9 protein-coding genes are annotated in these 11578 nt (G+C 68.1%); 3 read left to right on the top strand and 6 right to left on the bottom strand.

The features are described 5' to 3' along the window. Nucleotides 1-10: 10 nt before the first annotated feature. On the bottom strand, nucleotides 11-1219 hold the full coding sequence (locus AVKW3434_RS10130) for an efflux RND transporter periplasmic adaptor subunit (RefSeq protein WP_284405738.1): 1209 nt from the start codon (nucleotides 1217-1219) through the stop codon (nucleotides 11-13). 125 nt (nucleotides 1220-1344) lie between these two features. Between AVKW3434_RS10130 and AVKW3434_RS10125 the strand changes: the two genes are divergently transcribed. Both AVKW3434_RS10125 and AVKW3434_RS10120 read left to right on the top strand, forming a co-directional pair. After that, nucleotides 1345-1965: a TetR/AcrR family transcriptional regulator gene (locus AVKW3434_RS10125; protein ID WP_284394670.1), complete on the top strand. Its 621-nt coding sequence runs from the start codon at nucleotides 1345-1347 to the stop codon at nucleotides 1963-1965. A 231-nt stretch (nucleotides 1966-2196) separates the two neighbouring features. Further along, nucleotides 2197-2970: a ferredoxin--NADP reductase gene (locus AVKW3434_RS10120; protein WP_272549805.1), complete on the top strand. Its 774-nt coding sequence runs from the start codon at nucleotides 2197-2199 to the stop codon at nucleotides 2968-2970. Between the two features lie 278 nt (nucleotides 2971-3248). On the opposite strand, the gene AVKW3434_RS10115 is transcribed toward AVKW3434_RS10120, so the two are convergent. After that, nucleotides 3249-4052: an outer membrane lipoprotein gene (locus tag AVKW3434_RS10115; RefSeq protein WP_284405737.1), complete on the bottom strand. Its 804-nt coding sequence runs from the start codon at nucleotides 4050-4052 to the stop codon at nucleotides 3249-3251. Between the two features lie 219 nt (nucleotides 4053-4271). On the opposite strand from AVKW3434_RS10115, the gene AVKW3434_RS10110 reads away from it, so the two are divergent. Next, nucleotides 4272-5180 carry a DUF72 domain-containing protein gene (locus tag AVKW3434_RS10110; protein ID WP_284405736.1) on the top strand — a complete coding sequence of 303 codons (909 nt, stop codon included), beginning with the start codon at nucleotides 4272-4274 and terminating at the stop codon, nucleotides 5178-5180. Nucleotides 5181-5216: 36 nt separating this feature from the next. Here the strand turns inward: AVKW3434_RS10110 and AVKW3434_RS10105 are convergent, their stop codons facing one another. From AVKW3434_RS10105 to metH, 4 genes are all read right to left on the bottom strand, one after another. Beyond that, nucleotides 5217-6137: a YihY/virulence factor BrkB family protein gene (locus AVKW3434_RS10105; protein WP_502869046.1), complete on the bottom strand. Its 921-nt coding sequence runs from the start codon at nucleotides 6135-6137 to the stop codon at nucleotides 5217-5219. 66 nt (nucleotides 6138-6203) lie between these two features. After that, nucleotides 6204-8477, bottom strand: coding sequence for a phosphocholine-specific phospholipase C (locus AVKW3434_RS10100; RefSeq protein ID WP_284405735.1), 2274 nt, complete (start codon nucleotides 8475-8477; stop codon nucleotides 6204-6206). Nucleotides 8478-8523: 46 nt separating this feature from the next. Then, on the bottom strand, nucleotides 8524-8706 hold the full coding sequence (locus AVKW3434_RS10095) for a hypothetical protein (protein WP_284394674.1): 183 nt from the start codon (nucleotides 8704-8706) through the stop codon (nucleotides 8524-8526). Nucleotides 8707-8815: 109 nt separating this feature from the next. Continuing rightward, a complete protein-coding gene (gene metH / locus AVKW3434_RS10090; RefSeq protein WP_284405780.1) occupies nucleotides 8816-11572 on the bottom strand; it encodes a methionine synthase in 2757 nt (918 codons plus the stop codon). Nucleotides 11573-11578 lie beyond the last annotated feature (6 nt).

The following is an 11578-nucleotide window of genomic DNA, read 5'->3' as shown; positions in this document are numbered from 1 at the left end:
TTCGCGCGCGTCAGTTCGCGGGGTTGGCGGCACCCTCGGGGGCGGTGGCCTGTGCCACGGGCGCGGCCGCGGCCTTGGGTGTCCAGGGCATCGCCTTCACCAGGGCGCCGGGCGCGGCCCGCTGCTGCCCGTCCACCACGAGCCGGTCTCCGGCCTGCAGCCCGGTGCGCACCAGCCACTGGTCACCCACCGTGCGCTCGGTCTCCAGGGCCCGCCGCTGCAGCTTGCTGTCGGCGCCGACCACGTAGGCTATGGGCTTGCCGGTGCTGTCGCGCGTGACGGCCTGCTGCGGCACGAGCAGGCCCTGCTCCTTCACGCCTTCCTGCAGCACGGCGCGCACGTACATGCCGGGCAGCAGATCGGCCCGCGGGTTGGGGAACACGGCGCGCAGCGTGATCGCGCCGGTGCTCTGGTCCACGGTGACGTCCGAGAACTCCAGCTTGCCTTCCAGCGGGTAGGCGCTGCCGTCTTCCAGCATCAGCCGCACCTTGGCGGCATTGGCTCCCGCCTTTTGCAGATCGCCGCGGGCCAGGGCCTGCTTGAGGCGCAGCAGCGCGGCGCTGGGCTGCGTCACGTCCACGTAGATCGGGTCCAACTGCTGGATGGTCGCCAGCGCCGTGGCCTGGCTGGCGGTGACCAGCGCGCCCGGCGTGACGCTCGACTTGCCGATGCGGCCCGAGATGGGCGCATCGACCCGCGCATAGGCCAGGTTGATGCGGCTCGTTTCCACGTTCGCCCGGGCCGATGCCACGTCGGCCTCGCCCTGGCCCAGCGATGCGGCCGCGTCGTCGTAATCCTGCTGGCTCACGGCCTGGATGGCCACCAGTTCCTTGTAGCGGTCGGCCTTGAGCCGGGTGGTCTTGAGGCTGGCCTGGGCCTTGGCCAGGGCGGCCACGTTGCTGTCGTAGGTGGCCTGGTAGGTGGCGGGGTCGATCTGGTAGAGCGCCTCGCCGGCCTTCACATCGCTGCCCTCGCGGAACTTGCGTGCCTTCACGATGCCGCCCACCTGGGGCCGCACGTCGGCAACCTGGTAGGGCACGGTGCGGCCGGGCAATTCGGTGCTCAACGCCACGGCCTGCGGCTGCACGGTCATCACGCCCACGATGGGCGTGCCTTGCGGTGGCGGCGGGCCGCCCGGGGGCTTGCCGCAGGCGGCGAGCAGACAGGCCATGGCAGCTGCGGCCGACAGCGTGAGCAAGGGGCGGTGAACGGGTCGCATGGGCAATCTCCAAAGAACAATGCGCCGATGATATACAAACCGTACTGTACGGTAAAGTAAATTTGACTTCGATTCTTCGCCCATCAATACTCGGACGCATGAATACAGAAAACGGAAGTCGGTAGATGCGCGTCAAGACGGAAGCCAAGCGGGACGCGATCGTGGAAATTGCCTCCCAGGTTTTTTCGGAGTCGGGGTTCGAGGGGGCGTCGATGGCGGAGATCGCCGCCCGGGTCGGGGGCTCCAAATCCACGCTGTACGGGTATTTCAGCTCCAAGGAAGAGCTGTTTCTGGAGGTCGCCATCGGCGCGGCCAAGCAGCACATCGAATTGTTCTTTCTCGCGCTCGAGCAGGACGAGAGCGAGCTGGAAACCGCGCTGAAGACCTTCGCCGAGAAGATGCTGGCCGTGATCTGCAGCGAGCCGGCCATCCAGGCCAAGCGCGCCTTCGTCGCCGAATCGGGCCGCAGCGACATCGGCAAGCGTTTCTTCGAACTGGGCCCCCACAAGGGCATTCAGGCCCTGGGTTCGTTCCTGGAAGCCCAGATGCGCAAAGGCCTGCTGCGGCAGGCCGACCCCCTGACCGCGGCGCGCCACTTCATGGCCCTGATGGAGTCGGAGACGGCCACGCCGCGCCTCTTCGGCCTGGAGGACAACCTGTCCAAGGTGAAGATGCGCCAAGCCATCGGCCGGGCCATCGACGTGTTCTTGCGCGGCTACGCGGTGGACCCGGCCGACGGCGCCTGAAGCGCCCGGCACCGCCGATCGCGGGAGCGCCCCGGCGCCCGCCAGCCCCCACCGGGCCCGGCTGGCATAAGCACATGCGCAGATGCCATAAGGCCGCAGGGCCGGTTTGCCTGACAATGTGCGGGTTTGCCCGCATGGCAGGGGGCAGCCCAGGTCGCGCAATGCGCCCATCCGCCACCGGCCCTGCCCCTGAAGGCTTCTTTCGTCTCACACCCAATCTGCACCATTTCCATGAGCGCATTCAACGAAGAACGAGTCCTTTCCGTCCACCACTGGACCGACCGCCTGTTTTCCTTCACCACCACGCGCGACCCGGCGCTGAGGTTCTCCAACGGCCACTTCACCATGATCGGCCTCAAGGTGAACGACAAGCCGCTGCTGCGGGCCTACAGCATCGCCAGCGCCAACTACGAAGAGCACCTGGAGTTCCTGTCGATCAAGGTGCCGGACGGCCCGCTGACCTCGCGCCTGCAGAACATCCAGGTGGGCGACTCCATCGTGGTGGGCAGAAAGCCCACGGGCACGCTGCTCATCGACTACCTGCTGCCCGCCAAGCGCCTGTATTTGATCTCCACGGGCACGGGCCTCGCGCCCTTCCTGTCGGTGATCCGCGACCCCGACACCTACGAGAAGTTCGAGGAAGTGGTGCTGGTGCACGGCGTGCGCCAGGTCAAGGAGCTGGCCTACCACGACTTCATCACCGAAACGCTGCCGCAGCACGAGTTCCTGGGCGAGACGGTGTCCAAGCAGCTCAAGTACTACCCCACGGTGACCCGCGAGCCGTTCCGCAACCAGGGCCGCATCAACGACCTGATCGAAAGCGGCAAGCTCTTCACCGACCTGGGCGTGCCCCCGCTGGACCCGCTGGTGGACCGCGTCATGCTGTGCGGCAGCCCCGAGATGCTGGCATCGCTCAAGGCCATCCTGGAGCACCGCGACTTCGAGGAAGGCAACACCACGAAGCCCGGCGACTTCGTGATCGAACGCGCGTTCGTCGAGAAATGAAGTGACGCGCCGGGCGCGGGCGGGCCCGGGATGGCAGAGGCCGACCCTACCCGCGAGGCACCGGCCTCACGCAGTGCCGGCCCGTGGACAAAACCACCCCTTTAATTGCTATTAAATCAATAGCACAATGCCCTAGTACTGATTGTGCCGGAGGCACAAAACACGAGATACCGCCCCGGTGGCCGGCGGCCCCGGAACTGCCGCCCCCAATGGCAACGGGCGGCCAAGGCCGCCCGTGAGACAGTGATGAGGCCAGGGGCCTGCGCAGGCCCCGCCGATCAGTAGCCGTTGTTGGCCACGCGCATCGACTGCGCGCCCTGCGTGTAGCCGGCCTGGCCCTGCGGCCGGTTGTCCACGCGGAAGCTGCGGCCCTCCACGCGCACCGGCGTGCCCTCGGCCACCGGCTGCGAGCGCGTGAAGGTGCGCACCGAGCCGTCATCCATGCGCACGCGCATCTGGTAGGCCGTGGTGGTGCGGGTGCGCTGCTCCACCGTGTGGCCCAGGTAGCCGCCGCCCACCGCGCCCAGCACGGTAGCCGCCGCGCGGCCCGAGCCCTTGCCCACCTGGTTGCCCACGACGGCCCCCAGCACGCCCCCCGCCACGGCACCCACGCCGGACGCGGGAGCGGCCTGCTGCACCGTCTGCACCGACTCGATGCGGCCACAGGTGCTGCACACTGGAACCTGTGCCGGCATGGCCACCGGGCGGCCGGCGTCTGCGGAGGCGTCGTACCCACCGCCCGAGCCGCTGCCATACTGCGGCGAAGCCGGGGCCCGATTCACGATATTCTGGCCCAGGGGCTGCGGTTGCCGTGCGGGCTGGGCGCCCGCCCGTTCATTGATGACCTCGGCTTCGGGCGTGCGCGTGGCACCGGGGGCCAGTTGCGCGACCTGCGCGGCGGATTCGGCGGGGGCGCTGCCGCCGCGCTGCTGCATGACCAGGGTGGCGCCCAATGCCAGCACGCTCACGCCCAGTGCACCCACGGCCGCCCACAGCCATTTGACGGATGCGCCCCCGGCGGGGGCAGCGGAGGCGCCGAGCGCCGGCGAGAGGGAGGGATTGTTTCGGACGATGAGACCCATGGTGTTCTCCTTTTCAGGTGTTTCGAAGGGAGGGTACACGCGGGTCCGCTTCACACGGCAGGGCGTTCTGTAAACGAAGTAAGTAGCTGTTTGCCCCACCGGACTGTGCGAATGCGCCTACCACCAGGCGCGCTGGCGGGCGGTGGCGGGAATGTCGGCCACACACCACACTGGCGCCACGCATGCCACCCGGCGTGCGTGAAGAAAGGAGGCAGGCAGATGGCTGCACAGATCCGCATCGGGGTGTCCGGCTGGCGCTATGCGCCCTGGCGGGGCCCGTTCTATCCGGAAGATCTGGTCCAGGCGAAGGAACTGGCTTTCGCATCGCACCAGTTTCCCGCGATCGAGTTGAACGGTTCGTTCTACGCGCTGCAGCGCCCGTCCAGCTACGTCCGGTGGGCGGCGGACACGCCCGAGGGCTTCGTGTTCACCGTCAAGGCGCCGCGCTACATCACCCACATCCTGCGGCTGCGCGAGGCGCGGGCGGCGGTGGCCAACTTCATGGCGTCGGGGTTGTTCGCGCTGGGCGCAAAGCTCGGCCCCATCCTGTGGCAATTGCCGCCGAGCCTGCCATTCGACGCGGCGTTGCTGGAGGAGTTTCTCGCCCTGCTGCCGCACGATACCGACGCTGCCGCCACGCTCGCGCAGGCGCGGGAGGAACGCATGCACGGCCGCGAACTGCTCCAGCCGCCCCGCCCCTGGCGCCTGCGCCATGCCCTGGAAGTGCGGCACGCCAGCTACTGCACACCGGAGTGCATCGACCTGCTGCGGCACCACCGCGTGGCCCTGGTGGTGGCCGATACCGGCGGGCGATGGCCCGAACTGGGCGATGTGACGGCAGACTTTCTCTACCTGCGGCTGCACGGCGCGCAACAGCTTTATGCCAGCGGCTACAGCGATGCGCAGATCGCGCAGTGGGGCGAACGCATCCGCGCCTGGGCCCACGGCCAGGCACCGAAGGGGCTGGAGACAGCCGCGCCACCGGACACGGCACCGAGTCGGACCGAACGCGACGTGTTCTGCTTTTTCGACAACACCATGAAGATCCACGCGCCCGAAAATGCCCTGCGGCTCGCACGCTACCTGCAGCTGGGCACGCGCCTGCAGGCCGCCCCGCCCCGGGCCTGACACGGCGGCCCGGTTTGCGAACGCCCCTCGGCCGCCTCAGCGATGACGGGCTGGCGGCCCTTCCAGGTTTTCCTCCCGCACCTCCTGGAAGGCCCGCGCGCAACTGGCCGAAAACAGCAGCACGGCCGACGAAAAGTAGATCCACATCAGCACCACCACCAGCGAGCCGGCAGCGCCATACGCTGATACCACCGCCGCGGTGGCCAGGTACAGCGCCAGCAGCTGCTTGCCCACGGTGAAGAAGATGGCGCCCACCACCGCCCCGAACACCAGGCAGATGAGCGGCGGCTTCTGGCCGCCGCCAATGCGCATCAGCCCCACGAACAGCAGCACGGCAATGCCGAAGGCGACCAATTCGTTCGCCAGCTGCAGCAGCGGGCCCGTGGCCATGGGCAGCCGCGCGCTGGCCCAGGTGGCCACCACGTGGATCACGGTGGACACCACCAACGAGATCAGCAGCAGGAAACCGATGGCCAACACATAGGCCAGCCCCCGCACCCGCAGCGAAGCCATGCGCCACCACGCCTTCTGCTCCGGCACCGGGGTCGAATCCCGCGCCCACAGCCGCTCCAGCGCCGACTGCAGCTCCACGAACACGCCCGTGGCGCCGGACAGCAGCAGCACGAAGCCAACGATGGAAGCGATCCGCCCTTCCGACGGCGCCCGCGCGCTGGACAGCGCCAGCTGCACCACTTCGGCCACGCGGTCGCCCATGACGCCGCGCACCTGGCTGACCATGGTGCTTTCCAGGTAGGACTTGTCGATCCACCAGCCCAGCACGCCCACCAGCAGGAGCAGCACCGGCGCCAGGCTCAGCAGGCCATAGAACGACATCGCCGCGCTCATGCGCAGGCCGTCTGCATCCAGCCAGAGATTGGCCGCCCGCACCAGCGGCATGATCGGGCTGGCGAGCGCTTTCGCGCGCTCGATCCATGGCGTGAGGAACGATGGGGACATGGCGCCCATTGCACACCAAGGCCGGGCGGCCAGGTGTCGGAACAGTTCGCCAGTCCGCCTGCAGCCTCAACCAGGGTGGCCCATGGCAGGGTCGGACACCGAGTCCTTGCCGGTCTCGATGCGGCCGGCGAAGCGGCGCTGGAACGCGGGTGCGGCACTGCAGCGCACCACGAAGTCGTACCAATTGCCGCTGTCGCCCAGGGGCCAGGCGAGTTCCTCCACGCCGCCGGGCGCCACGCTGCGCGTCCAGGGACCGTCGCTGCGATAGGCCCGCGCCTCGGCGGAGAACGTCATCGCGCTGCTGCTGCGGTTGTAGAGCTTGACCCGCACCTGCGGCGGCTCGCACAGCTCGTAGCAGACCTGCACCTCGGGGCCACCGGTGGCCCCCTGCTGCTGCAGGTCGCCGATGAACTCGCGGTGGTAGCCGTTGGGGCCGAGCACCCACAGGTCGTACCGTCCGCCATCGGCCGCGGCATTCCAGACTCCGCTCAGGGCCTTGCCGGCCTCCACGACGTAGCGCCGCGGAATCCGGTCGAGATGGTTCTTGTCGTACACGTGGAACACTGCCGCCGCGGTGCCCGCTTTGCCGGTGTGGGCGAACAGCAAAGTGACCGTGCCGGCACCGGCGCTGGCCTGGGCCGTGGTGTGCAACTCGTAGGGCAGCGCCCGCGAGGGCCGCACGCCTTCGGCCTGCACCGGCAGGGCGGCATCGGCCGTGGCCGTGGGCTGGGGCAGCTTGGCCGCAGCGGCCTGCGCAGCCACCCGCGCGTCCACCGCGACCTTGTTGGTGCGGCCCGCGAGGGTCGGCAAGGTTTCGCTGTTGGGGTTGACGAAGTTGAAGCAGCTCGTCAGGTCGCCGCAGACCGCGCGGCGGTAGGGGCTGACCTGCGGCTCGGCCACGCCGAAGCGCTTTTCCAGGAACAGCAGGGTGGAGGTGTGGTCGAACACCTGCGAATTGACCCAGCCGCCCCGGCTCCAGGGCGACACCACCCACATCGGCACGCGTGGGCCCGGGCCGTAGGGCTTGCCGTCGGCCGCCGGCTGGCTCGGCGTGGCGGGCTGGAAATCGTGGTACTCCACCGCCACGTCGGCGGCGGGCAGCGTGCAGGCACCGGCCAGGCTGCCATCGGGATTGCGCGACGGTGCGGCGGGCGAAGGCAGGTGGTCGAAAAAGCCGTCGTTCTCGTCGTAGTTGATCAGCAGCACGGTCTTGCTCCAGACCTCGGGGTTGGCCGTGAGCGCATCCAGCACCTCCTGCACGTACCAGCCGCCCTGTGCGGGGCTCGACGGCCCGGGGTGCTCGCTGTAGACCGAAGGCGGAATGATCCACGACACCGCCGGCAGCGTGCCCTGGCGGATGTCCTCTCGGAAAGTCTCCAGAAAGCCCTGCGGCATGGTGTTGCCGAAGCCCTTGGCCAATGGGCTCAGCGGATCATCGATCCTGGCGTTGTAGAACGGCCCGGCCAGATCGACCGGCTGCGTGATGTCGGTCTTGGCGACGTAGATCGGCTTGCGGTCCGCGGGCATCTTCTCGATCTCGGCGCGCCAGTGGCGAAAGCCCATCATCTCGTTGCAGCCGAAGTTGTCGATCAGGCTCTGATAGACCTTCCATTTCACGCCCGCTTTCTCCAGGCGGTCCGCGTAGGTGGTCCAGGTCCAGCCGTCGGTGGAGGCGCCGATGTCGTTGCCGCCGTTGAACTGGTTGTTCAGGCCCGCGACACGGACCCTGGAGCCGTCGATGGGGCTGACGCCGTTCGGGCCGTTGGTGCCGGTCCAGTAAAAGAGGCGGTTGGCGATGGTGCCGGTGTGCATGCCGCAGTGGTAGTGGTCGCACAGCGTAAAGGCGTCGGCCAGCGCGCGCTGGAACGGCACCTCCGCCGTTTCGTAGTAGCCCATCGACAAGGGCAGCTTCGCGTCGGGCCACTGGGACATGCGCCCGTGGTCCCAGGCCGCCTGCGAGTCCACCCAGGTGTGGGGCATGCTGCCGGCGCGCTGGGCATTGCCCTTCGCTTCGTCCAGGCGATAGGGCACATAGGTGCTGGGCGGCGACGTCTTGGTGTAGGTCTGGTAGAAAACGTTGCGGCCGTTGGGGGTGGGGATCGGGAAGCGGTCACCGAAGCCGCGCACGCCCTTGAAGGTGCCGAAGTACCCATCGAACGAGCGGTTCTCCATCATCAGCAGGACGACGTGCTGCACGTCCTGGATGGTGCCGGTGGCGTTGTGGGCTTCGATGGCCAGGGCGCGGCGAATGGCCGGTGGAAACGCGGTGAGCGTGGCCGAAGCGGCGCCCACGCCGAGCGCGGTCGTGAGGAAATTGCGTTTGGAGGAATCGACGGTCATTTGGAGGAGTCTTTCTTGTCCGTGGGCGGGGCTCGGGAGGGCCCGTTCAGGGCTTGGGCGCGCAGTGCGTGTCAGGGCTGGCGCATGTGGCCGCCGCGGCCGGAACGGTGGCGTCCGAGCCACCGCTGCCGCCGCAGCCCGCCAGCAGCAGGGCAAGAAAGAGCGCGCTGGCGCCCGGCAACGGGCGGCCGATCAGGGGCAGCGGCGAGCGCTGCAGAGGGATGGTCATGGCGTGGGAAGAAGGGAAGGAATGAAGTCCTTCATTCTTCCCGCCGACTGTGGCGCCAGAGTGACGTCAGCGTGACGCGGCTGGGGCTGCGCCGTGACGCCGCTGCCGGTCAGAGGTTGGGTGCGAGCAGGCGCTGCAGGATGCCTTCGTCCATGCCGCGCCGCGTCGCCAGGTCGTGCACCTGGTCTTCGCCGATCTTGCCGACGTTGAAGTACTGGCTCTCGGGATGGCCGATGTAGAAGCCGCTCACGCTGGCGGCGGGCGTCATGGCCAGGCTTTCCGTGAGGCCCATGCCGATCTCGCCGCACTGCAGCACGCGGAACAGTTCGCTCTTGGCGCTGTGGTCCGGGCAGGCCGGATAGCCGGGCGCGGGGCGGATGCCCTGGTACTTCTCAGCGATCATGTCGTCGTTGCTCAACTGCTCGCCGGCCGCATAGCCCCACAGGTCGGTGCGCACGCGGTGGTGCAGGCATTCGGCAAAGGCTTCGGCCAGGCGGTCGGCCAGGCTCTTGAGCATGATGGCCGAATAGTCGTCCAGCGCATCGACGAAGGCCTGCTCCTTCTTCTCCACGCCCAGGCCCGCCGTGACGGCGAACAGGCCCGCGTAGTCGGCCACGCCGCTTTCCTTGGGCGCCACGAAGTCGGCCAGGCACCGGCTGGGGCGCGGCACGCCGTCGATCACGTGCTTTTCGGTCTGCTGTCGCAGGCCGTACCAGGTCATGGCGACCTCGGTGCGCGATTCGTCGGTGTAGAACTCGATGTCGTCGCCCACGCTGTTGGCCGGGTAGAGCGCCAGCACGCCGCTGGCGCTCAGCCAGCGGCCCTCCACCAGCCGGCGCAGCATGGCCTTGCCGTCGGCGAAGACGCGCGTGGCCTGCTCGCCCACCACCTCGTCGGTCAGGATGGCAGGGTACGGGCCGGCCAGGTCCCAGGTCTGGAAGAACGGGCCCCAGTCGATGTACCTGGCCAGCTCGTTGAGGTCGAAGTTCTTGAACATGCGCCGCCCCAGCAGGCGCGGCGTGGCCGGGCGGTAGGCCGACCAGTCGATGGGCGTGCGGTTGGCGCGGGCCTTCGCCAACGGCCAAAGGGGCGTCTGCTTTTTGTTGGCGTGCTGGGTGCGCACCTTGTCGTAGTCGGCGTTCAGCTCATCGACATAGCTTTGCACGCCGTCGCCCAGCAGGCTCTGCGCCACGCTCACGCTGCGGGACGCATCGGGCACGTAGACCACGGGGCCTTCGTAATGCGGCGCGATCTTGACGGCGGTGTGCACGCGGCTGGTGGTGGCCCCGCCGATGAGCAGCGGGATCTTCTTGATGCGAAAGTGCTCGTCCTTCTGCATCTCGCCGGCCACGTATTGCATCTCTTCCAGGCTGGGCGTGATCAGGCCCGACAGGCCCACGATGTCCGCGCCCTCGACCTTGGCGCGCGCCAGGATCTCGTGGCACGGCACCATCACACCCATGTTCACCACCTCGAAGTTGTTGCACTGCAGGACCACGGTGACGATGTTCTTGCCGATGTCGTGCACGTCGCCCTTCACGGTGGCGATGATGATCTTGCCCTTGCTGCGCACGTCGCGGCCGGCCAGTTCGTCCTGGCGCTTTTCTTCCTCGATGTAGGGGATCAGGTGGGCCACGGCGGACTTCATCACCCGTGCGCTCTTGACCACCTGCGGCAGGAACATCTTGCCCGCGCCGAACAGGTCGCCCACCACGTTCATGCCGTCCATGAGCGGGCCTTCGATCACGTGCAGCGGCCGCCCGCCCTTGGCGACGATGGCCTGGTAGGCCTCTTCGGTGTCTTCCACGATGAAGTCGGTGATGCCGTGCACCAGCGCGTGCGACAGGCGTTCGCCCACGGTCTTGGGATGCTCGGGCGTGCCGCGCCATTCGAGCCGCTTGCTCTCGTCCTTGGCACCGCTGCGGGCCGTCTCGGCCACCTCGACCAGGCGTTCGCCGGCATCGGGGCGGCGGTTGAGCACCACGTCCTCCACGCGGTCTCGCAACGTGGGCTCCAGGTCGTCGTATACGCCGACCATGCCCGCGTTGACGATGCCCATGTCCATGCCGGCCTGGATGGCGTGGTACAGGAACACGGTGTGGATGGCCTCGCGCACCGGGTCGTTGCCGCGGAAGCTGAAGCTCACGTTCGACACGCCGCCCGAGACCTTCGCGCCCGGCAGGTTCTGCTTGATCCAGCGCACGGCCTCGATGAAATCGACCGCGTAGTTGTTGTGCTCTTCAATGCCGGTGGCCACCGCGAAGATGTTGGGGTCGAAGATGATGTCCTCGGGCGGAAAGCCCACCTCGTCGACCAGCACGCGATAGGCCCGCTCGCAGATCTCGATCTTGCGCTCGTAGGTGTCGGCCTGCCCCACCTCGTCGAAGGCCATCACCACGGCAGCGGCGCCGTAGCGCTTCACGAGACGCGCCTCGTGCTTGAACTTCTCCACGCCCTCTTTCATGGAGATGGAGTTGACGATGCCCTTGCCCTGGATGCAGCGCAGGCCGGCCTCGATCACGTCCCACTTGGAGGAGTCCACCATGATCGGCACGCGCGCGATGTCGGGCTCGGAGGCGATCAGCTGCAGGAAGCGCACCATGGCCGCCTTGCTGTCGAGCATGGCCTCGTCCATGTTGATGTCGATGACCTGCGCGCCGTTCTCCACCTGCTGGCGTGCAACGGCCAGGGCCTCTTCGTACTGGCCGTTCAGAATCATGCGGGCGAAGGCCTTGGAGCCGGTGACGTTGGTGCGCTCGCCGATGTTGACGAACAGCGTGCCCTCGCCGATGGAAACCGGTTCGAGGCCCGAGAGCTTCATGGGAGGCGGGATAAGGGGGGCGGACATCAGGCTCACCTGCGCAATCGGTAG

The sequence above is a fragment of the Acidovorax sp. SUPP3434 genome (assembly GCF_030159015.1).
Classification (GTDB): domain Bacteria; phylum Pseudomonadota; class Gammaproteobacteria; order Burkholderiales; family Burkholderiaceae_C; genus Paracidovorax.
This window is presented reverse-complemented; position numbering and strand designations above follow the sequence as displayed.

What these genes read in the sequence shown, in the direction of transcription:
- AVKW3434_RS10130 (WP_284405738.1), bottom strand. Translation starts at nt 1,219, where the DNA reads ATGCGACCCGTTCACCGCCCCTTGCTCACGCTGTCGGCCGCAGCTGCC.
- AVKW3434_RS10125 (WP_284394670.1), top strand. Translation starts at nt 1,345, where the DNA reads ATGCGCGTCAAGACGGAAGCCAAGCGGGACGCGATCGTGGAAATTGCC.
- AVKW3434_RS10120 (WP_272549805.1), top strand. Translation starts at nt 2,197, where the DNA reads ATGAGCGCATTCAACGAAGAACGAGTCCTTTCCGTCCACCACTGGACC.
- AVKW3434_RS10115 (WP_284405737.1), bottom strand. Translation starts at nt 4,052, where the DNA reads ATGGGTCTCATCGTCCGAAACAATCCCTCCCTCTCGCCGGCGCTCGGC.
- AVKW3434_RS10110 (WP_284405736.1), top strand. Translation starts at nt 4,272, where the DNA reads ATGGCTGCACAGATCCGCATCGGGGTGTCCGGCTGGCGCTATGCGCCC.
- AVKW3434_RS10105 (WP_502869046.1), bottom strand. Translation starts at nt 6,137, where the DNA reads ATGTCCCCATCGTTCCTCACGCCATGGATCGAGCGCGCGAAAGCGCTC.
- AVKW3434_RS10100 (WP_284405735.1), bottom strand. Translation starts at nt 8,477, where the DNA reads ATGACCGTCGATTCCTCCAAACGCAATTTCCTCACGACCGCGCTCGGC.
- AVKW3434_RS10095 (WP_284394674.1), bottom strand. Translation starts at nt 8,706, where the DNA reads ATGACCATCCCTCTGCAGCGCTCGCCGCTGCCCCTGATCGGCCGCCCG.